We start from the raw sequence: 21,615 nt of genomic DNA, 5'->3' as shown, positions 1-21,615 counted from the left end.
CCGCGGAGAAACCTAGAACAATTTTCGCCAAGGCGCCACGTTCTCGATTCGATGCCCGCTGCCCAATCGGAATTCAACGCACGCTAGCATGATCTGTGCCCGATTCGGTCACCACGGCGTCCATCCGGATGTCATGCGCCTGAGGATAAATAGTCCTTATCCTCGACTGTGCGAAACCAACGCCCAGCACGCGGCGCGTCGCCGCCATTGCCGCCAGTGTCCGGTCGTAATAGCCCCCGCCATAACCAAGCCGATAGCACGACGGATCAAAGCCCACGACCGGGGCGACGACGATATCGGGGGTGCATGAAACAGGCCTGGCCGGGACGGGTATGTTCCAGATACCACGGACGAGTTTGTCGCCTGGCCGCCAGATGCGAAACTCCAGAGGCTGTCCTTTTTCGACCACGACCGGGAGCGCACATCGGCCGCCGTCATCGGCTATTTGCCGAATCAGCGGTCTGAGATCGGGCTCACCCCGAAACGGCCAGTAGACGCTGACCACACGGCCGCGCACGGGTCCGATCTCGGCAAGTAGACGGCTGACGATCTGCGCTTCGCAAGCGGCCCGAAGGTCGGGAGATATGGCCAGGCGTTGCGCGATGAGGCGAGCCCGTTCGCTTGTCCGCCACCGCCTGACATCGGCACAGATCGACCGGTCGGATGACAGGCCCGCATAGGCCGGGTCGAGTTCGTGCATCAAGCAGGGTGGCGACGCAAAAGTCGGCGGAATATCATCGTCGATGTCCATCCCTGTCTACCTCCTCAATCGATCTTCGCTCAACAGGCGCCCAATCCAAGTTCAAGTCCTTCCAGAAGATCGTCAATGTGTTCCAGCCCGATCGAAAGTCTGAGAAGCTCGTCGCGAATACCCGCGCTCTCTCTGGCTTCAGCCCCCATGTCGAGATGGGTCATGGTGGCCGGATGAGCTACGAGACTTTCGACCCCTCCAAGCGACTCGGCCAATGTGAAGCAGCCAACATGTGCCAGGAACCGCCGAACGGCGGGAACGCCCCCTTCAAGTTCGAAACTCATCATGGCGCCGAAGCCGCGCTGCTGCCGTCTTGCGACTTCGTGGTCTGCGTGATCCGGAAGCCCCGCGTAGTGGACGTGCCGCACCGCAGGATGGGCGTCGAGATATTCGGCGATCGTCATGGCGCTGCGTTCTTGGCTGGACATTCGCGCAAACAACGTTCTCAGCCCGCGCAAAGTCAACCAGGCATCGAAAGGTGCAGCGACTGCCCCGGTGACGTTGGCCCAGCGCTTGAGATCACGTGCCTCCTGTGGCTCGGCAGCGATCACCGCACCGGCGATGACGTCCGAATGCCCGTTCAGGAATTTGGTCGCCGAGTGAATGGCGTAATCGGCTCCGAGAGAAAGGGGCCGCTGGAGAGCGGGGGAGAGAAACGTGTTGTCGACGGCCACGGCGGAGCCTGCCGCCTTGGCGAGACTGGACAATCGGGCAATGTCGGTGACGCGCATCAGGGGATTGCTGGGGCTCTCGATGAGGACGAGAGCCGGAGCATCCGCTAGTGCGGCCTCGAATCCGCCGAGATCCCTCTGGTTGGTAAGCCGGAATGTGAGGTGCCCCAGATCGGCACGCGCCTTCAGCAGTCGCAATGTACCGCCATAGCAATCATGTGGTGCCAGCACGAGATCGTTTCGCCTCAAGCGCCCTAACAGGAGGTCGAGCGCGGCCATGCCGCTCGGCGTGACGACCGCGCCGGCGCCTCCCTCGAGCTTCGCAAGTGCTTGCGCCAGCAAGTCACGGGTCGGATTTCCAGAGCGGCCGTAGTCATAGGCGCGCGGCGTGTCGAAACCGGCGAACTCGTAGGTGCTGGACAAGTATAGTGGCGGCACCACGGAGCCGAATGCCGGGTCGGTCGCGACCCCGTGGGCTGCAGCCGTGGTTTCGGCTCTGTCAGAGGATTTTCGCTCGAACATCGGCAGTAGGGCCCTTCATCAGATGGCAGCAAAGCAGCGTGGCTGGTCGGGATCAGCCGAGGCACGCGGACCAGGATGGCAAGCGGGAATTCCGCTGACAAACGAATTGAATTGCTGGTTAACCGCAAATATTCTGCACTTATTTGATGAGTGCGTGCCGCTGGCAGTCAGGCTGACGTGGCGACGCTATTTGCGCGGGGCGAAGATGGACATCAGCATTGCGCGTACGTTCCTCGAGGTGGTCAAGACAGGAAGTTTCGTGAATGCCGCTGCCAATCTGAACATCTCCCAGACCGCAGTCAGTGCGCGAATTCGCGTGCTCGAGGAACAACTCGACAGGCCCATGTTCATTCGGAACAAGGCCGGTGCCAGGCTGACCCCCGCCGGAGAGCAGTTTTTCCGTTTTGCGACGAGCCTGGTGCAAGTATGGGAGGCGGCGCGAACCACGGTCGCTTTGCCCCCGGGGCGCGAGGCCATGGTGACGATCGGTGCGGAGCTCAGTCTGTGGGATCCACTGTTGAAGCATTGGCTTTTTTGGATGCGCCGCGAATGCCCCAGCGTGGCCATTCGAACGTCGATCGACAGATCGGAGCGGCTGATGGAGCTCGTGCAGGACGGTTCACTTGACGCGGCGGTCCTTTATGGAGCGCCAAATCGTCCAGGCACGCTTACGGAGCTGCTTTTCGAGGAAAAACTCGTTCTCGTCCGCACGACGGTCATGCCGCAGCCGCCCGGACCGGAAGACCTCGTTGGCATCGATTGGGGAGAGGATTTTGCCGGCAGCTATAGGGCGGCTTTTCCGGGCGGTCCGAGTCCGGTGGTGGCGATCAGTTATGGGCCGCTTGCTCTCGACTACATTCTGGCAGTCGGCGGATCCGGATATTTTCGGCAGGGCTTCGTTCGGCCCTATCTTGCGGACGGCAGTCTCGAGCTCGTTCCCAACAGTCCGGAATTTGCCTACCCCGCTTATCTCGTTTCCTCAGCTAAGGCAGATCGGTCTATGCTGGATCGCATTCGGGCGGGATTGAGGGCCGCCGCATCCAGTGCCGGCGTCTGAAGCGGGTCGGAGAACTCGCGTCGGATCAAATCACCTTCACCGATAGTTGCGGCGAACAGCCGAAAGGATATCCGATGAAACCAATCAATATTTCCGAGAAGCTGGCTCTGTTTTCGAGCCATTGGGATCCGCACGTCGTGTCCGATTACAACGACAACGATGTCATGGTCGTCAAGTTTAAAGGGGAATACCCATTTCACAAGCATGAGACCACAGACGATTTCTTCTACGTCCTGGAGGGCGAAATGATTATGGACATCGAAGGGAAACCCTCTCAGGTGGTCAGAGCTGGCGAGCTGTTTGTGGTTCCGAAAGGCGTTGTGCATCGTCCTCGGGCAGAGACGGAGGTCAAGGTTCTTCTAATCGAGCCAAAGGGAGAACCCAATTCGGGTGACTCGGACCGAGCACCGGCGCCAAAAACACGCATCTAGCGCCCGGACGACCTGGTCCTGCATATAATTTCCACGGCTCGACGCCTCAGATACCCTGCCCATTGCCCTGCATTATTTCGGACAGACCATTATGCGAGAGACTCTTGGCCAAAGTCGCGAGCAGATCGGTCTGGGATATGATGCCCACAACCTTGCCGCCGTCGTCGAGAATGACGACGGCGTGTGTCGCCCCGTCCGTCAGGCGGGGGAGCAGGCCGATCGCAGGGTCGGATGGCCTGGCGGTAGCTGCCGCGCTTATCGGCAGTTTGCTGCCGGGCTCTTTGCCGGCGAGCTCCCGCAGGCCCACCGTACCCTGAAGCTTCTCGTTCTCGTCAAGCACTGGAAGTGTACGAATGTCGTGCTTCAACAACAGGTATCGTGCATGCTCGGGGGTCGTGTCGCCGGGCACGGTTACGACGTCGCGGGACATGATGTCGGCACAAGTCAACTCTCCCCTCTGTCGGACGAGGGCCTGCAGTTCGACTTCCCTCAAGAGGGCATCGATGTCCTCCCGGCTGATATCGAGTGTTTCATTCAACCGCGCGATTGCCGAGTCTATGTCCTCGGAATTGAAGCCGACACGAAGCGCAGGTGGGGGATCCGCCGTCGCATGTGTATTCACCGGCGCAATTCCGGGTCGATGAGGATATTGGCGGCGGGCCAGCCTATGAAACACAATGCCCAATCCGACGAGGATCAGGGAGTTGATCGCAACGGGTATGAACGGGAACCAAAAACCTGAGCGCGCGACCGCGGCTCCACCGATGACAGCCGTCAGCGCGGCGGCGCCTCCTGGCGGATGAAGCGATCGCGTGAGCGACATCGCAAGAATCGCCAGAGCGACTGCGAGGCCGATGGCAAGCATCTGGTCCGTCACGATATAGGTCACGGAGACGCCGATCAGGGCGGAGATCGTGTTCCCGCCGATGATCGACCAAGGCTGCGCAAGCGGACTGGCCGGCACGGCAAAGAGCAAGACGGCAGAGGCGCCGATGGGCGCAACGATCAGCGGCAGCTGGGGGTCGTCTCCAAAAACGAACCCGCAAACCAGGCCGGTGACACAAATCCCGATCAACGCTCCGATACAGCCGATCAAGCGCTCTTTCAGCGTTGCACCCGCCAGAATCGGCGAGAACAGCTTGAATCTCGGCAAACGGCCGGACTTTCGAACTTCGTGTGGCGGAGGGGGGACAATCATTCGGGAGCGTCGGATGCAGTTGCTTATTTTTCGAAGCTTATGTGCCTATAAAAAGGGCGAAGCAATAGCACGGACGGATTTCTGTGTGGTTCCAGCGACATTTCGGAAATGGGCCAGTGTGACCGGGCGCGATGACGCGGATCGAGGAGAAGTGCCTCGGCGTAGCGATCACTATCGCATCGCGCGTTTTCGTTCGCTGCTGCGGCCCATTCCAGGGGAGGCTGGAAGTTGGCACGTAAATTGCTGCCCTAACACGACCACAGTCGGGTACGGGTGCAACTTGGATTTCTTCGGCTTCTCCTCTTCTGTGCTGATTTGGCTCGCTCTAGGCTTGAGCGGCCCTGCGTTTCTTTCCGCTTTTCGCACTGGATCCCTTAACTGGGAATCCGCGGCCGAGACGACTGTCGGAGCCGCGGTTTTCGTCGGAGCATTGGGTCTGTATCTCTCTGCCGGAAGCGTTCTTGCCGCAGCGGTCGTCTCTCTCGCAGCCCTCGCAATCGCCCCCATGTTTCGCGTGAAGAGTCGACGGTTGTCGATGCTGGCCGTTTCGATTCTCTGCCTGGGCATGTATCTCTAGAGAATTTCCTTTCTCACGTCGCGTGCGCCGGTGGAAACCATTTTCCTCACGCCGTAACGCCCGGAGGTCTACTCGGGCGGGCTCTCGCCGTCGCATTGCCCCTTGGTCCAACTTCTCATGCCCGTACGTCCGACCGATAATCTGGCCGGCTTACGTGTGCCGGCACTCGAGCTTGGGAACGGTTTCCAGCTCCAGGAAGCTGTCACGGCAAGGCCACGCCTTGATGTGCAGGGATGCAAGCCGCGCATCGGAAAACACCTATTTATCTATTCAGGAGCAAAGCATGAGCCCTCCAGATGCCGAAAAGCGCGAGAAAGTGCAGGATTCCTTGTCTTTAGATCGTCGAAGCCTCCTGCTCGGCGGCACGATGCTTGCTGCAGCTGCCGCAAGCGGTGTCACGGGCGTTGGCACTGCAAAGGCTCAGCAACAGCCGGCAGCTTCCGGCGGGAAACAGCCCAACATTCTCGTCATCTGGGGAGATGACATCGGTACCTGGAATATCAGCCACAACAATCGTGGCATGATGGGTTACAGGACCCCGAACATCGACCGGATTGCCCAGGAAGGCTTGTCGTTCACGGATTACTACGGTCAGCAAAGCTGCACAGCGGGTCGGGCCGCCTTTATCGGCGGCAACGTCCCCGTTCGCACCGGCATGACGAAGGTGGGTCTACCGGGTGCGAAGGAAGGCTGGCAAGAGAGCGACGTGACGATGGCCACCGTCCTGAAAAGCCAAGGATATGCCACGGGTCAATTCGGCAAGAACCACCAGGGCGACCGCGACGAACACCTCCCGACCAACCACGGTTTCGATGAGTTCTTCGGCAATCTGTACCACCTGAACGCCGAGGAAGAGCCTGAGAACCGCGACTATCCGAAAAGCACGGACTTTCGAAAGAATTTCGGCCCGCGCGGCGTCATCAAGGCCAGCGCGGACGGAAAGATCGAGGACACCGGGCCGCTGACGAGAAAGCGGATGGAAACGGTCGATGCCGAAACCCTCGCTGCGGCCCGGGATTTCATCTCACGTCAGCATGAGGCGCAGAAGCCGTTCTTCGTCTGGTGGAACGCCACGCGGATGCATTTTCGTACGCATGTGAAAGAGTCCAATACCGGGATATCGGGACCGAGCGGCGACGAGTACCATGACGGGATGGTCGAGCATGACATGCAGGTCGGCGAACTGCTGCAGCTTCTGGACGATCTCGGCATCGCCGAAAACACCGTCGTCATGTACTCCACCGACAATGGGCCTCACTACAATACATGGCCGGATGCCGCCACGACGCCCTTCAGAAGCGAGAAGAACTCGAACTGGGAAGGAGCCTATCGCGTTCCGACCTTTGTGCGCTGGCCCGGTCGCTTCCCGGCCGGAAAGACGTTGAACGGTATCGTCTCGCACGAGGATTGGCTGCCGACCTTCGCCGCCATCGCGGGGGCACCGGACATCAAGGAAAAACTTCTTGACGGGGTCGATCTGAACGGCCGTCATTACCGCAACTACATCGACGGCCACAACCAGCTCGATTATCTGGAAGGCAAGGTCAACGAGTCACCGCGTCGTGAGTTCTGGTACGTGAACGACGATGGTCAGGTCGTGGCGGCGCGTTACGACGATTGGAAAGTTGTCTTCCTGGAAAATCGGGGCGAAGCCTTCGGTGTCTGGCGCGAACCCTTCACCGAGCTGCGTGTGCCGCTGCTCTTTCACCTGCGCCGTGATCCCTTCGAGAAAGCGCAGCACAATTCGAACACCTACAATGATTGGTTCCTGGAGCGCGTCTTCGTCATCGTGCCGATCCAAGGCATGGCAGCGAAGTTCCTGCAGACGATGAAGGATTATCCTCCCAGCCAATCGCCTGGTTCGTTCAATCTGAGCAAGATCGAAGCTGCTTTGCGCTCAGCCGGCGGAGGCAAATAGCTAAATGAGCCAGCGACGGTCCGATCCCTTTGGCGGACCGTCGCTGGACTATTCATCGAAGGATTTACACCGCTCGGTGGGACCGTATTGATCGACGGTACTGGGCGCGGGCTCAGCCGGATATCAGCTTCGAGAGCTGGTCGGACACCTTCAGGCCGGACGCTCTGTGAGCTGCAATCACGCTGTTGGCCATCAACATGGCGATGGTCATCGGCCCGACGCCGCCGGGGACCGGCGTAATAGCCGATGCAAAAGGTGCGCACTCCGCGAAGGCGACGTCGCCGACCAGCCTCGTCCTGTTCTCCCCTTCTCAGGTGCGGGAACACGATTGATCCCGACATCGATGACGGTGGCGCCCGGCTTCAACCAGTCCGCTTTGACCATCTCGGGCCGGCCGACCGCAGCGATCACGATATCGGCGTTGCGGCAGATCGAAGCCAGATCGGTGGTGCGGGAATGGGCGATCGTCACGGTCGCATTGGCATTCAGCAGCAGCTGTGCCATCGGCTTGCCGAAGAGATTCGAACGACCGATGACCAGCGCATTCAGGCCGGAAAGATCGCGACCGTGTACGCGGCGCACAAAGACCATCGCGCCTGCCGGGGTGCAGGAGATCAAGCCGTTCTCCAGATCGCCGGTTGCGAGCTTTCCGGCATTGGCGACATGCAGGCCGTCGACGTCCTTTTCGGGCCGGATCGACTGAATGATGGCATCTGCGTCCAGATGTTCCGGCAAGGGCAGTTGCACGAGAATGCCATGGATGCAGTCATCGCCGTTCAGTTGATGCACCAGGTCCGCAAGCTCCTGCTGCGTCGTTTCCTTCGGCAGCGTATGCTGGACCGAAAAGAAGCCGCACGCCTTGGCGATGCGGCTTTTTGCGCCGACATAGGCATGACTTGCGGGATCGTCGCCGACGATAATGACGGCAAGTCCGGTTTTCTTGCCCGTCTGCTGCTGCAGCTCGGCATTTGCGTCTTTTATCGCGCCGTTGATGGAAGCCGCTACGGCCTTGCCGTCGATGATCGTCGTCATGTTCGCTATCCGACAGTGGGGTTCAGCCAAATTCCAGGCCCATTCGGGCAAGGTCGTCCCAAAGACTCTCTGCAAAGCCGCGCAGCACGATGATCTCGAAGGTTTCCGCTCCGACGCGGGTGACATGGGCCGCGATATGGCCGATCAGCGTCACCACGCACTGCCCGATCGGGAACGCGGACGGATCGAGGTCGAGCGCCGTGCCTTTCGAAAGCGCGCGATGCGCCATCTTTCCCTCGATCCGGATACGGACGCGGCCGTGGCTCTGATCGACACCGGTGGCGCGCGGTTCGAGGGCGGCAAAGAGGCTCTTCATTTCCTGATGCGGGATAGGTGCGTCGCTGATGATGAACCATTGGTCGGGCGAAACCGGGCGCAAAGCGTGCGGAGCCGCGTCGGTGAACCTGCCGAGAAAGGGCACGATGTCCTCCTGACCCGGCCGGGCGAGAACATGGATGATCGTGCCTTCCGGAAGTGGCGAGAGCCTGAAATCGGCGAAAGCGACCGTCTGCTTGCTGCCGAGCGCCGGGCGAAGGGTTGGACGGAATTCAGACATGGAGCCTCTCGTTCTGAGGGTCGAAGAAAACCGGATTGCAGAGGCGTGCAGGCGTGGATTGTCCGTGGAGGCCGCTCCAGACCAGCACCTCTTCGCCGTGACGGTTGCGGCCGTTCTTGACGAGCGCCAGCGCGATGGTGGATCCGACATGCGGAGAATAGGCGCTCGAGGTGACATAGCCCTCGTCGTTTTCGAGGGTGGCAGCCGCCCCCTTGGCGAGAATGTGCGAGCCGCTGCGGAACGACTGCTGCGGATCGAGCGGCACGAGGCCCACCAGCTGCGGCCGGTCGGGCGCAGTCAGCCCCTCCCGCTGAAGCATCGCCTTGCCGACGAAATCCGGTTTGCTGGCCGAAACCATCTTCCCGAAGCCCAGATCGGCCGGCACGACGGTCCCGTTGATCTCGTTGTGCGTCACATGGCCCTTCTCGATGCGCAGAACGCTGAGCGTCTCGACGCCGTAAGGCATGATGCCGTGATCCTTCCCCGCTTCCAGGAGTGCATCGGCGACGCTTTCCCCGTAACCGGCCGGAACCGCAAGTTCGTAGGCGAGCTCGCCGGAGAAGGAAATCCGAAAGAGGCAGCCGTGAAGGGCGCCGCCAAACAGCGAAACCTCCTTCGCTGCAAGATACGGGAACGCCGCGTCGGATATATCCTCGTCGACGATCTTCTGCAGGATCATGCGTGCTTTCGGACCGGCAATCGCCATTTGCGCCCAGTGGTCGGTGATGGAGGCAAGACGCACGTCCAGTTCCGGCCAGAGCACCTGCGCACAGAATTCGAGGTGGTTCATGACGCCGGCCGCATAGGCGGTGGTGGTCGTCATGAAAAAGCGGTTCTCCTCGAGTCGGCTCGTCGTGCCGTCGTCGTAGACGAAGCCGTCCTCGCGCAGCATGAGCCCGTAACGCGCCTTTCCGACGGGCAGTTTGAGGAAGGCGTTGCAGTATACGCGATTGAGAAATTCGGCGGCGTCGCTTCCCGTTATCTCGATCTTGCCGAGCATCGAGACGTCACAGAGTCCGGCATTCTTCCGTACGTTCAGGACCTCTCGCTCGACGCTCTCCCGCCAGGTCCGCTCACCGTTCAGCGGGAACCAGGAGGATCGATACCAGAGACCCGTCTCGACGAAGACGGCACCGTGTTTCTTTGCCCAGTCATGAAGCGGCGACTTGCGGACCGGCTGGAAATGATGGCCCGTATGCGCGCCGGTCAGCGCACCGAAGGATACCGGCGTGTAGAAAGGGCGGAAGGTCGTCGTCCCGACCTCGGCGGGCGAGACGCCGCGTGCCTTGGCGATCAACCCGATCGCATTGACGTTCGAGAGCTTGCCCTGGTCCGTGGCCATGCCGGTGGTGGTGTAGCGCTTGGCAAGCTCGACATGGCTGTAGCCTTCGCGGACGGCCAGACCGATATCCCTGAGATGCACGTCGTTCTGGAAGTCGACGAAGGCCTTGTCCTTGACCCCGGGGATCGACCACAGCGGGGTAGGGGAATGTCTGCCTTCGTCGCCCTCGACCTTGGGAAGGGCGACCGGCGGGCAGGGCAGACCGAACTCCTTGACGATGGCTTCAGCTCGTGCGGCGCCTTCCCCGAGGCAGGCAGCGAGGCCCGTCGTCGCTGCGGCACCGCCTGCAGCCTCGAGCCCCTTCAAGCTCCCGGGCGCGAGAAACGCCGCCTTTTCCGCAGACCAGACGGGCTTGCCGCCTCGGTGGCAGGCAAGGTGGATGACCGGGTCGAAGCCGCCCGCCATGGCGAGCGCATCGACCGCGATCGTTTCCGTTCGACCGCCGTGATGAACTTCGATCGCCGAGATCGCCTTGCCGCCCTTGGTGCCGCACACGACCGCTTCCCGGACGAGGCGCGCTTTGCCGCGATAGCCGACGCCGGCCGCAGGGCGGCTGTCGACGATGGCGACAACGTCGACGCCTGCGGCTTCGAGGTCCTGCGCGAGCGCATAGCCGCTGTCGTTGGTGGTGAAGATGGCGGTCGCCCGGCCCGGGGCGACGCCGTAGCGGTTGAGATAGGCGCGCATCGCGCCTGCCATCATCACGCCCGGCCGATCGTTGCCGCCGAAGACGAGCGGGCGCTCTTCGGCACCTGTCGCAAGCAGGGCCTTTCCGGCAACGATCCGCCACAGCCTCTCGACGGGCAGATGGCTGGCGGGCTCCCGCACATGCTTCTGCACGCGCTCGACCGCGCCGAAGACGTTGCCGTCATACCAGCCGAAGGCGGTCGTCCGCATCAGGACCCGGACATTCGGCATCGACCGCAATTCGTCGCTTGCGTCGCGGGCGAAATCAGCCGCCGCCTTGCCGCCGATCGTCGCTGTATCGGACAGGAGCGAGCCGCCGGGCAGCGAGCCCTCGTCGACGAGAATGATCCGTGCGCCGGCGCGGCCGGCGATAAGTGCAGCGGCCAGCCCCGTCGGGCCGGCGCCGATGACCAGCAGGTCGCAATGCGCCCAGCTCTTCTCATAGGCGTCGGGATCCGCTTCGTAGCTTGCCTTGCCGAGGCCGGCAGCCTTGCGGATGACCGGTTCGTAGAGCTTCTCCCAGAGCGGCGCCGGCCACATGAAAGTCTTGTAGTAGAAGCCGGCGCCGAGGAAGGGTGAAAGTAGACCGTTCAGCGCACCGATATCGAAGTCGAGCGAGGGCCAGCGGTTCTGGCTCCGCGCCTCGAGGCCCTCGTAGAGCTCCTGCATGGTGGCGCGCGTGTTCGGCTCGGCGCGGCCGCCGCGGCCAACCGTGACCAGCGCGTTCGGTTCGGCGGCCCCCGCCGTCAGGATCCCGCGGGGCCGGTGGTATTTGAAGCTGCGGCCGACGAGCATCCGCCCGTTCGCAAGCAATGCCGAAGCGAGCGTGTCGCCTTCGAGGCCCTGCAGGGGGCGACCGTCGAAGGTAAAGGAGAGCGGGGCGTTGCGGTCGACGAGACCGCGTTTCGGCAAACGGTAGGAGCTCATTTGCGCGCCTCCGATCGAGAGCGGTCGGCCGCATGGTCGCACGCCGCAATCTCATGCGTCACGGTGTCCCGGGCAACGACGAGCCAGCGGCGGCACCCGGACGTGTGGTGCCAGTATTCCTCGTAGGCGCCGCGCGGGTTGTCGCGCAGATAGACGTAGTCGAACCAATCGGCCGGTTCCGCGTCAGCCGCCGGTCGCGACAGGGCCGCGCCCTTGATGGTGAATTCTTCCTTGGGTCTTCGCCCGCAATTCGGGCAGGGCACGAGGCTTGCCATTTCGGATGTTCCTTGGTGCGCGAAATCAGTGAAGGTTGGGCTGAGCGCCCTGTCCCTTTTCGTCGATGAGGAAGCCGCGCTCGAAACGGTCGAGACGAAAAGCTGCGGCGGTCTTCTGTGGCGCGCCCCGGGCGAGAAGGTGGGCGAAGCAGAATCCCGAGGCGGGAGTGGCCTTGAACCCTCCATAGCACCAGCCGGCATTCAGGTAGAGATTGTCTATCGGGGTGCGGTCGATGATCGGCGAGCCGTCCATGCTCATATCCATGATGCCGCCCCAGGAACGCAGCACGCGCACACGGGACAAGGCCGGGATCATCGCCTTGCCGGCTTCCGCCACGTGTTCCACGGTCGCGAGGTTGCCGCGCTGGGCATAGGAATTGTAGCCGTCGATATCGCCACCGAAGACCAGGCCGCCCTTGTCCGATTGCGAGACGTAGAAATGCCCGGCGCCGAACGTGACCACGCCGTCGATGAACGGCTTCAGGCCTTCCGATACGAAGGCCTGGAGCACGTGGCTCTCCAACGGCAGGCGCAATCCGGCCATTTCGGCGACCTGCGAGGAATTGCCGGCCGCCGCCAGCGCCAGCTTCCCACAACCGACGAAGCCGCGGTTGGTCTCGACGCCGATGACGCGCCCGTTTTCCCGCCTGATCCCGGTCACTTCGCAATTCTGGATGATGTCGACCCCGCGGCTGTCTGCGCCGCGGGCATAGCCCCAGGCGACGGCATCGTGACGCACGGTGCCGCCGCGGCGCTGCAGGAGCCCGCCCTGAATGGGGAAGCGGGCATTGTCGAAATCGAGGAAGGGCAGCATCTTGCGCACGGCCGCCCGGTCGAGAAGGTCGGCGTCCACCCCGTGCAACCGCATCGCATTGCCGCGCCGCGTATAGGCGTCGCGCTGAGCGTCGGAATGGAAGAGGTTGAGAACGCCCCGCTGCGAGACCATGGCGTTGAAGTTGAAATCCTGCTCCAGCCCCTCCCAGAGCTTCATGGAGAGCTCGTAGAACGGATTGTTGCCGGGGAGCAGGTAGTTCGAGCGGATGATGGTCGTGTTGCGGCCGACATTGCCCGAACCGATATAGTTCTTTTCCAGCACCGCGACATTGGCGATGCCGAACTCCTTTGCGAGATAGTAGGCCGTCGCCAGGCCATGGCCACCGCCGCCGACGATGATCACGTCGTAATGGGGCTTCGGGTCGGGCTGGCGCCATGCCGGCGTCCAGTTCCGGTTGCCGCGCAGGCCGTTCAGGAGGATGGAAAGTGCAGAGTAGCGCATGGATGCCGCCCCATAAGTAAACCGAGGGGCAGGTTAACATCCGAATCCTCCGGAGACTTGCAATTTTAGGACTTTTCGATGTAGGAATCGGTCATGACAGCATCTTCCGACAGCAAGAACGTGCAGAGGATCGGATTTTTGCTGGTGCGCAATTTTGCCCTGATGAGCTACGCATCGGCGACGGAGCCCCTGCGTGCGGCCAATCTCCTCGCCGGCCGGCCGCTCTACCAGGTCGTCCCGCTTGCGCAGGGAGGAGGGACCGTCTCTTCATCCTCCGGGCTGTCGGTCGGCTGTGCGGATCTGGAGAGTGAAGCGGAAGCCTGCCATACCGTCTTCGTTTGCGCGGGCGGAGAGCCAACCGACTGGGCGGATACGGCTGCGTCCCACACGACGCTCCGGCGGCTCTCGCGCCTCGGTATTCGCGTCGGCGGCATATCGAGCGGAGCCTTCGTGCTTGCCGCCGCGGGACTGCTCGACAACCGTGACTTCACCATTCACTGGGAGCACGCGCCTGCACTGAAGGAAGCATTTCCCCATCTCAACCCGAGACATGCGCGCTTCGTGCTGGACGGCGGAATTGCCACCTGCGGAGGCGGGGTGGCGCCGCTCGACATGATGCATGCGATGATCGCCGAACGCCTAGGAACCGACTTTGCCCGCCGGGTCAGCGACTGGTATCTGCACGCGGCCGTCGCCGAGCCGGCGGCGCCGCAGCGCGGTTCGGCCGCAGAGCGGTTCGGTACCAATCATCCCGCCCTGCTTGCGGTTCTCGAGAAGATGGAAACGGCGATCGAACGGCCGCTCGACCGGACTGCCATGGCGCGTCTGGCCGGGGTGAGCCCGCGGCATCTCGACCGGCTTTTCAGGGAGCATCGCGGTGCCGGCTTTCTCGACACCTACCGGGAGATCCGGCTGCGGCACGCCCGCCGGCTCCTGCAGCAGAGCCCGCTCTCTATCCCGGAGATCGCCTACGCCACGGGCTTTTCGAGCCCCGCACATTTTTCGAATGCGTTCAAACGCCTGTTTTCGGAGACTCCGGGAAGCCTGCGCCGCCGCAACGGTTCATGAGCTGACGCTTCTGATATTGCCTAGTAAGAAAAAAATATTCTCCACAGTTGATGGTCCCGCGACTGCGTGCTAGCATCGTTCCATGCACGAATGGAGGGACTACGCGAATGTGCGGCATTGTTGGTTTGTTTCTGAAAGACAGCAGGCTCGAGCCGCAGCTTGGCGAGCTTCTTTCGGACATGTTGATCACCATGACGGACCGTGGTCCGGACTCGGCCGGGCTGGCCATTTACGGCTCGGCTACCGAGGGGAAGGCGAAGGTGACGATCCAGTCTGCGAAGCCCGAGATTGACTTCGCAGACCTTGAACGGGATCTCGCCGAAGCAGGCGTGCCGGCACGCGTTGCCGTCAAGAGCACCCATGCGGTCGTTGGGATCGCAGCCGCCAGGCTCGCGGATGTCCGTGCCGTTCTCGCCGCCATCCGTCCGGATGTACGCATCATGGGCGCCGGCGACAGTGTCGAAATCTACAAGGAAGTCGGCCTGCCGAAGGATGTCGTCGCACGGTTCGATGTGCGCTCGATGGGCGGTTCGCATGGCATCGGCCACACCCGAATGGCTACGGAATCGGCCGTGACCACACTTGGCGCACACCCGTTTTCCACCGGGTCGGATCAGTGCCTCGTGCATAACGGATCGTTGTCGAACCATAACAATCTGCGCCGGGAACTGATCCGCGAAGGAATTGCCTTCGAGACGCAGAACGACACGGAGGTCGCTGCCGCGTACCTCACGGCGGAAATGGCCAAGGGCAAGGATCTCGGACAGGCCCTGACCGGCGCGCTCGACGACCTCGACGGTTTCTTTACCTTCGTCGTCGGTACCAAGTCGGGCTTCGGCGTCGTGCGTGACCCGATCGCGTGCAAGCCGGCGGTCATGGCTGAAACGGATCGCTATGTCGCATTCGGTTCCGAATACCGGGCGCTGGTCAATTTGCCGGATATCGAGAGCGCGCGCATCTGGGAGCCGGAGCCCGCGACCGTTTACTTCTGGGACCATCAGAAGGCCGCCTGACGGGTATTTCGGCCCCTTTCCAAGGATTTTTCAAGTATGCCTGTTATTGATCTCGCCACCACGCCGCTGCGTGAACTCAATAGGTCCCTCCATAATATTCAGCAGGGCTCGAACGATCTGTCCTTCGAGGTCGCCAATCCGCGCGGCAGCCATGCGGTCGCCGTCGGGATCGACGGTCCCGTCGTGGTCGATGTGAACGGCTCCGTCGGCTACTATTGCGCCGGCATGAACGACGGCGGAACGGTCACGGTCCATGGCTCGGCAGGCCCGGGTGTCGCGGAAAACATGATGTCCGGCACAGTCGTCATCGAGGGCGATGCCAGCCAGTATGCGGGCGCGACCGGCCGCGGCGGCCTGCTCGTGATAAAGGGCAACGCGGCGTCGCGCTGCGGCATCTCGATGAAAGGCATCGATATCGTCGTCCATGGAAATATCGGCCATATGTCGGCTTTCATGGGCCAGTCGGGCCACCTCGTCGTGCTCGGCGACGCGGGCGATGCCTTGGGTGACAGCCTCTACGAGGCCAAGCTCTTCGTACGCGGCACGGTCAAGAGTCTCGGCGCCGATTGCATCGAGAAGGAGATGCGTCCGGAGCATCTGCAAAAGCTGGCCGAGCTCCTGGAAAAGGCCGATGTCAAGGATGTCCGTCCGGAAGAGTTCAAGCGCTACGGCTCGGCCCGCAAGCTCTACAATTTCAACATCGACAACGCAGACGCGTATTAAAGGCAGGGACCAGTATGAGCTATCACAACCCCTATACCCCGCCGCGCAAGTCCGCGACTTTCGACGACTATACGCTTGCGGAAATCCGCCGTGCGGCTGCGACGGGCATTTATGACATCAGAGGCGCCGGCACCAAGCGCAAGGTTCCGCATTTCGACGATCTTCTCTTTCTCGGCGCATCGATCTCGCGCTATCCGCTCGAAGGCTATCGCGAGAAATGCGACACCTCGGTCGTCCTGGGAACGCGCTTCGCGAAGAAGCCGATCCATCTGAAGATTCCGATCACCATCGCCGGGATGAGCTTCGGAGCGCTTTCCGGCCCCGCCAAGGAAGCACTCGGACGCGGTGCGACCGCTTCGGGAACGTCGACCACCACCGGCGACGGCGGTATGACGGATGAGGAGCGCGGTCATTCTCAGACGCTCGTCTATCAGTACCTGCCGTCGCGTTACGGCATGAACCCGAGGGATCTGCGCCGCGCGGATGCGATCGAGGTGGTGGTCGGGCAAGGGGCCAAGCCCGGTGGCGGCGGCATGCTGCTCGGCCAGAAGATTTCCGACAGGGTCGCCAACATGCGCAACCTGCCGAAGGGCATCGACCAGCGCTCGGCCTGCCGTCATCCCGATTGGACCGGGCCGGACGACCTCGAGATCAAAATTCTCGAATTGCGCGAGATCACCGACTGGGAGAAGCCGATCTACGTCAAGGTCGGCGGTGCGCGGCCCTATTACGACACGGCGCTCGCGGTAAAAGCCGGTGCGGATGTCGTCGTGCTCGACGGCATGCAGGGCGGGACCGCGGCGACGCAGGACGTCTTCATCGAGAATGTCGGCATGCCGACGCTTGCCTGCATTCGGCCGGCCGTCCAGGCGCTCCAGGATCTCGGCATGCACCGCAAGGTACAGCTCGTGGTGTCCGGGGGTATCCGATCCGGCGCGGACGTCGCCAAGGCGCTGGCACTTGGAGCCGATGCGGTGGCCATCGGCACCGCGGCGTTGGTCGCCATCGGCGACAACGACCCCCACTGGGAAGAAGAATACCAGAAGCTCGGCACGACAGCCGGCGCCTATGACGACTGGCACGAGGGCAAGGACCCCGCCGGCATCACGACGCAGGACCCCGAACTGATGAAGCGCCTCGACCCGGTCGCCGCCGGCCGGCGGCTGGCCAACTATCTGAAGGTGATGACGCTCGAAGCACAGACCATCGCCCGTGCCTGCGGCAAGAACCACCTCCACAATCTCGAGCCGGAGGATCTGTGCGCGCTGACGATGGAAGCCGCAGCCATGGCCCAGGTGCCGCTTGCGGGAACGAGCTGGTATCCTGGCAAAGGTACCTTTTGAATGAAAGGGTTAAGGGCCGCACTTGAGAGGGTGCGGCCCTTTCGTTTGAAATTGAGTGTCGGAATCCAAAAGGGGAACAAAGTGACACTGGATCTCTCCACATTCGCCCGGGAAAAGGGCGTCAAATATTTCATGATCAGCTACACCGATCTCTTCGGCGGGCAGCGCGCCAAACTGGTTCCCGCAGAGGCGATCGCCGACATGCAGAAGGGCGGCGCGGGCTTCGCAGGCTTTGCCACCTGGTTCGATCTCACGCCTGCACATCCCGATCTCTTCGCTCTCCCGGATGCGTCCGCGGCCATCCAACTCCCCTGGAAGAAGGATGTCGCCTGGGTGGCGGCAGACTGCGTCATGGACGACGCGCCCGTGGAACAGGCACCGCGCGTGGTGCTGAAGAAGCTCGTCGCTCAGGCCGCCCAGGAAGGTCTTCGCGTCAAGACCGGCGTCGAACCGGAGTTCTTCCTGATCTCTCCGGACGGATCGAAGATTTCCGACACGTTCGATACGGCGGAAAAGCCTTGCTATGACCAGCAGGCGATCATGCGCCGCTACGACGTGATCGCCGAAATCTGCGACTACATGCTGGAACTCGGATGGAAGCCCTACCAGAACGACCATGAGGATGCGAACGGCCAGTTCGAGATGAACTGGGAGTATGACGACGCGCTCCGGACCGCCGACAAGCATTCCTTTTTCAAGTTCATGGTGAAGTCGGTCGCCGAGAAGCACGGGTTGCGCGCGACCTTCATGCCGAAGCCGTTCAAGGGTCTGACGGGCAACGGTTGCCATTGCCACATTTCGGTCTGGGACCTGGAAGGCGAAGTGAATGCCTTTGCCGACAGCAAAGCGGAGTTCGGCCTTTCAGCCGAGGGACGCCACTTCCTGGGCGGCATCATGAAACATGCAAGCGCGCTCGCCGCGGTTACCAATCCGACGGTCAACTCCTACAAGCGGATCAATGCGCCGCGCACGATCTCCGGAGCAACCTGGGCGCCCAATTCGGTGACCTGGACCGGCAACAACCGCACCCACATGGTGCGCGTTCCCGGCCCCGGCCGTTTCGAGCTGCGCCTTCCGGACGGCGCCGTCAATCCCTACCTCCTGCAGGCGATCATCATTGCGGCCGGCCTTTCGGGCGTTCGCTCCAAGGCCGATCCCGGCCGTCACTACGACATCGACATGTACAAGGACGGCCATAAGGTAACCGACGCGCCGAAGCTTCCGCTGAACCTGCTCGACGCATTGCGGGAATACAATCGGGACGAGGAGCTGCAGGAGGCCCTGGGACGCGAGTTCTCCGCCGCCTATCTGAAGCTGAAACAGGGCGAGTGGAACACCTATTGCTCGCAATTCACCGAATGGGAGCACCAGACCACGCTCGACGTGTAGCACCAGGGCTTGTCCGTCAGCTTAAAAGAACCGGATCGTTTCGTTGTTGAAAGACAGTGAAACGATCTTGGAAACGCCTCGGCCGACGTCCCGGCCGTGACCTGCAGGTCGCTTCAGCTCTTCCGGGCCATCACCGTGCGGATGCGCGCACGGCGGTAGGCGTCGGGGATCGACAGGGCCCAGACGAAAATGCCGCCTGCATGCCGCCCGATGAAGGAGCGGTCCGGTGGCGTCGTCATGTAGGTGATCACCGAAAAGAAAACGACGAAAAAAGCGAAGGCCAGGCCCCGAGCCGCATCGCGCAGGGCGACATGGCCGGCCCCGGGCAGCATCGTGGCCAATATCAGCACGAGATAGGGATTGATCGGCTTGGCCACGGCGGCCTCCTCAGCACTTTGAAACTGCGCACTCCCGGTCCGAAAACCGCTGAATACCTTCTGGAATCGCTCCCGCCGACGGCGGCAGCGAATAAGCGGGCTCATCGTCCGCCAGCGAGCCGCTCAGGGCCTCTGCTTCGGCGATCGTCCGGCGTATCACCTCGGGCGCAATGGCCGTGATTGAAAACTGGGCCTGCCGCAGCAGCAGATGGGCGCCGCGTTGCCCCTGAGCCGCCTGGCGGACCAGCCGCACGCCGCGTGGAGTAATCGCGGCCTCCTTGAGCATGGGATCGGCGAACAGCTTGCCGAACATGGCTGCGGCGCGTTCGACCTGCCGACGCGAAGCATTGCCGTCGCCGCGCATCAGGAGGGCGGCGTCGCTGGGCGGTGGGATCAACAGATGCGGCATCTCGTGCACGAGCGAGTAGAATTCGGCGCCGGTCGGCCGCGCCAGCGCACCGATCTTCGGCCTGGCACAGGGGCTGGTTTCGAGCAGGGTGAGCTTCAGCCACAGTTGCGGCAATCGTCGGCAGACCAGCGTGTCGGGGACGAATTCGACCCGTACCTGCCGCCCGTCGTCCAGCCTGCCGGCGAGGATCGGAAAGTGATCTGCGCCGTGGGTTATGCGGGCTCCCGGAAAGTGCCGCGCCGTGTCGTCCAGGAGGCCGCGGCGCGCGGTAATGGCCGCCCGATGGTCGCGGACCGCGCGAACGCTCATCCATACGCCGGAAGCTATTGCGAAGGCAGAGAAGGCAATTGTGGTGATCATACGATCGCCCTGGCTTGGTCGCCGGCTTCTGCGCGGGAAGCGCTCCGGACAGTTTCGTGAGGGCGGGCGGCGCGCGCCGAACGGGCAGTGCGCGCCCCTTGAAGGCCGGCGGCTCGCAGGCGCCGCCGGCCCGACCCGATCAATAGCCTTGTGGCTTTGGCCACGGCATCGTGAACTGATCGCCGCGGCGTACGAACTTGTAGCGCCGGAAGTGAAACCACAGCGAAGCCACGATGTAGAAGCACATCATCGCGCTGAGCTGCGTGCCGTAGCCCAGGAACACGGCGAAATAGGCGGTCGAGCACAGAATGAGCAGCACGACCGTGGGTAAAGGATGAAACGGGTGCACGTAGCCGCGCTTGATCTTGCCAAGCGGCCACTTGTTTCGGAACATCACCATGTTGAAGGTCATGAAGGTGTAGCCGAGCAGGCCCGACAGGATCGAGAAGGTCACGACCTGGTCGAGCGGGGCGCCGAGTGCGAAGATAAGCGCGATCGGGACCAGGAATACGATCGCTCGATAGGGCGTGCGGTAGACCGGATGGACGGCACCGAACCAGCTTGGCAGATAACGGTCACGGCTCATGGAGAACCAGGCGCGGGAAGCGTCATTGATGCAGCCGTTGGCGGAGGCGAGCGTGGCGAACGCCGTGCCGACGAAGAGCAGGACCATCAGTCCGGTGCTGCCGGTGACGCGGGCGGCGTCGAACAAAGGCGTGCCGGCCTGGCCGAGATATTCCCACGGCATCAGGCCGGAGCAGATATACCAGGTCATGGTGGCCGCGATCAGCAGCGTCATGATGCCGGCCATCGTGCCGTAGGGAAGCGAGCGGGCAGGAGAGCGCACCTCCTCGGCCGCCTGGCAGGTACCCTCGATACCGAGATAGTACCAGAGCCCGAAATGCAGCGATGCCACGATGCCCACCCAGCCATAGGGTAGCGGATCGGAGGTGATGGCCGAAAAATCGAGCGGCACCGCCGAGGCGCCGAACTGCACCGATACGAACAACGCCACGATTGCAAGGAAGGCGATGGCGGTGATCACCAGGTTGAAGGTCAGGGTCGCGAGCACGCCGCGATAGTTGAGCCACGCCAGGAACATGATGGCGAGAACGATGAAGGGTTGCTGGTTGAGCCCGGCCTGGCCCTGCATTCCGGCCACGGTGTCGAGCAGGAAGCCGACGGTGATGGCGTTGGCGGCTTCGAGCATGGTATAGGCCATCACAAGGAAGAGGCCGACATTGAAGGCCATCAGAGGGCCGACGATGTGCTTGGCCTGAGCGTACTGGCCGCCGGCCGCGGCGACCGTCGAAGTCACTTCCGAGTCGATCATGGCGACGCAGGTGTAGAGCAGGCCGGCCACCCAGCAAGCCAACAGGCCGGCGATCATGCCGCCTTTGCCCACCGAGAAATTCCAGCCCATATATTCGCCGACGAGCACGATGCCGACGCCGAGTGCCCAGACGTGCGCAGGCCCGAGCACCCTCAGCAGGCGCAGCCGGTCCGGCTCGGCTACGGCGGATGTAGTATCGTCCATTTGCCGTCCTCCCCTCAGATCTCGTGGCGCTCTGCCGTCGCCTCGATCTCGCCTTCGCGAGAGGAGATCAGCAGTTCGTTGTCGTAAGTGGTGTCGATGCGAACGAGATCGGCGAGCATCAGCACGCCGAACAGCGCCGAAAGCGCCCAGGCCGCGTATTCGAGTATGTCCCACAT

The 21,615-nt window shown here is 62.4% G+C and carries 19 protein-coding genes and 2 pseudogenes; 9 read left to right on the top strand and 12 right to left on the bottom strand.

Features of this window, described 5'->3' with window-relative positions:
* Positions 1-73 precede the first annotated feature (73 nt).
* Positions 74-751: a 5-formyltetrahydrofolate cyclo-ligase gene (locus tag N0Q91_RS17530; protein WP_275597061.1), complete on the bottom strand. Its 678-nt coding sequence runs from the start codon at positions 749-751 to the stop codon at positions 74-76.
* 29 nt (positions 752-780) lie between these two features.
* Complete coding sequence (gene metB / locus N0Q91_RS17525) at positions 781-1,944, bottom strand: cystathionine gamma-synthase (RefSeq protein ID WP_275597060.1); 1,164 nt, start codon at positions 1,942-1,944, stop codon at positions 781-783.
* A 205-nt stretch (positions 1,945-2,149) separates the two neighbouring features.
* Here metB and N0Q91_RS17520 point away from each other — a divergent pair, with 205 nt between their 5' ends.
* Positions 2,150-3,001, top strand: a complete 852-nt coding sequence (locus N0Q91_RS17520; protein ID WP_275597059.1) for a LysR family transcriptional regulator — start codon at positions 2,150-2,152, stop codon at positions 2,999-3,001.
* A 74-nt stretch (positions 3,002-3,075) separates the two neighbouring features.
* The gene (locus N0Q91_RS17515) at positions 3,076-3,432 is read left to right on the top strand and encodes a cupin domain-containing protein (RefSeq protein ID WP_100669962.1); all 357 of its coding nucleotides are present in this window, start codon (positions 3,076-3,078) and stop codon (positions 3,430-3,432) included.
* A gap of 46 nt (positions 3,433-3,478) precedes the next feature.
* Here N0Q91_RS17515 and N0Q91_RS17510 read toward each other — a convergent pair whose 3' ends face one another.
* Complete coding sequence (locus N0Q91_RS17510) at positions 3,479-4,630, bottom strand: CBS domain-containing protein (RefSeq protein ID WP_275597058.1); 1,152 nt, start codon at positions 4,628-4,630, stop codon at positions 3,479-3,481.
* Positions 4,631-4,910: 280 nt separating this feature from the next.
* Here N0Q91_RS17510 and N0Q91_RS17505 point away from each other — a divergent pair, with 280 nt between their 5' ends.
* Complete coding sequence (locus N0Q91_RS17505) at positions 4,911-5,207, top strand: hypothetical protein (RefSeq protein WP_345774910.1); 297 nt, start codon at positions 4,911-4,913, stop codon at positions 5,205-5,207.
* 367 nt (positions 5,208-5,574) lie between these two features.
* Entirely contained in the window at positions 5,575-7,125 is a 1,551-nt protein-coding gene (locus N0Q91_RS17500) for an arylsulfatase (protein ID WP_375341882.1), read from the top strand.
* Positions 7,126-7,237: 112 nt separating this feature from the next.
* Here the strand turns inward: N0Q91_RS17500 and folD are convergent.
* From folD to N0Q91_RS17475, 5 genes and pseudogenes are all read right to left on the bottom strand, one after another.
* Positions 7,238-8,157: pseudogene (folD, locus tag N0Q91_RS17495) on the bottom strand (bifunctional methylenetetrahydrofolate dehydrogenase/methenyltetrahydrofolate cyclohydrolase FolD).
* Between the two features lie 22 nt (positions 8,158-8,179).
* Complete coding sequence (locus N0Q91_RS17490; RefSeq protein WP_275597057.1) at positions 8,180-8,713, bottom strand: sarcosine oxidase subunit gamma family protein; 534 nt, start codon at positions 8,711-8,713, stop codon at positions 8,180-8,182.
* Entirely contained in the window at positions 8,706-11,669 is a 2,964-nt protein-coding gene (locus N0Q91_RS17485) for a sarcosine oxidase subunit alpha (RefSeq protein ID WP_275597056.1), read from the bottom strand. The genes N0Q91_RS17490 and N0Q91_RS17485 overlap by 8 nt, the downstream gene beginning before the upstream one ends.
* Positions 11,666-11,944 (bottom strand): sarcosine oxidase subunit delta family protein, encoded by a 279-nt coding sequence (locus N0Q91_RS17480; protein WP_100669955.1) that lies wholly within the window; start codon positions 11,942-11,944, stop codon positions 11,666-11,668. The genes N0Q91_RS17485 and N0Q91_RS17480 overlap by 4 nt, the downstream gene beginning before the upstream one ends.
* A gap of 25 nt (positions 11,945-11,969) precedes the next feature.
* Entirely contained in the window at positions 11,970-13,220 is a 1,251-nt protein-coding gene (locus tag N0Q91_RS17475) for a sarcosine oxidase subunit beta (RefSeq protein ID WP_275597055.1), read from the bottom strand.
* 93 nt (positions 13,221-13,313) lie between these two features.
* Between N0Q91_RS17475 and N0Q91_RS17470 the strand changes: the two genes are divergently transcribed.
* From N0Q91_RS17470 to glnT, 5 genes are all read left to right on the top strand, one after another.
* A complete protein-coding gene (locus N0Q91_RS17470; protein ID WP_275597054.1) occupies positions 13,314-14,288 on the top strand; it encodes a GlxA family transcriptional regulator in 975 nt (324 codons plus the stop codon).
* A 107-nt stretch (positions 14,289-14,395) separates the two neighbouring features.
* Positions 14,396-15,301: a class II glutamine amidotransferase gene (locus N0Q91_RS17465; protein ID WP_018099598.1), complete on the top strand. Its 906-nt coding sequence runs from the start codon at positions 14,396-14,398 to the stop codon at positions 15,299-15,301.
* A gap of 36 nt (positions 15,302-15,337) precedes the next feature.
* A complete protein-coding gene (locus N0Q91_RS17460; protein WP_018099597.1) occupies positions 15,338-16,024 on the top strand; it encodes a GltB/FmdC/FwdC-like GXGXG domain-containing protein in 687 nt (228 codons plus the stop codon).
* Positions 16,025-16,038: 14 nt separating this feature from the next.
* Complete coding sequence (locus N0Q91_RS17455; protein WP_018099596.1) at positions 16,039-17,367, top strand: FMN-binding glutamate synthase family protein; 1,329 nt, start codon at positions 16,039-16,041, stop codon at positions 17,365-17,367.
* 81 nt (positions 17,368-17,448) lie between these two features.
* The gene (gene glnT / locus N0Q91_RS17450; RefSeq protein WP_018099595.1) at positions 17,449-18,756 is read left to right on the top strand and encodes a type III glutamate--ammonia ligase; all 1,308 of its coding nucleotides are present in this window, start codon (positions 17,449-17,451) and stop codon (positions 18,754-18,756) included.
* Positions 18,757-18,869: 113 nt separating this feature from the next.
* Here glnT and N0Q91_RS17445 read toward each other — a convergent pair whose 3' ends face one another.
* From N0Q91_RS17445 to N0Q91_RS17430, 4 genes and pseudogenes are all read right to left on the bottom strand, one after another.
* Positions 18,870-19,133 (bottom strand): hypothetical protein, encoded by a 264-nt coding sequence (locus N0Q91_RS17445; RefSeq protein WP_100669952.1) that lies wholly within the window; start codon positions 19,131-19,133, stop codon positions 18,870-18,872.
* Between the two features lie 27 nt (positions 19,134-19,160).
* A pseudogene (locus tag N0Q91_RS17440) lies at positions 19,161-19,902 on the bottom strand (hypothetical protein); the annotation flags it as partial.
* 139 nt (positions 19,903-20,041) lie between these two features.
* Positions 20,042-21,439 (bottom strand): APC family permease, encoded by a 1,398-nt coding sequence (locus N0Q91_RS17435; protein ID WP_018099594.1) that lies wholly within the window; start codon positions 21,437-21,439, stop codon positions 20,042-20,044.
* Positions 21,440-21,453: 14 nt separating this feature from the next.
* Entirely contained in the window at positions 21,454-21,615 is a 162-nt protein-coding gene (locus N0Q91_RS17430) for a hypothetical protein (RefSeq protein ID WP_003532521.1), read from the bottom strand.

The organism is Sinorhizobium prairiense (genome assembly GCF_029201645.2).
Lineage (GTDB): Bacteria > Pseudomonadota > Alphaproteobacteria > Rhizobiales > Rhizobiaceae > Sinorhizobium > Sinorhizobium meliloti_A.
Note: the sequence above shows the minus strand (reverse complement) of the source record. Positions and strands in the feature narration are given on the sequence as shown.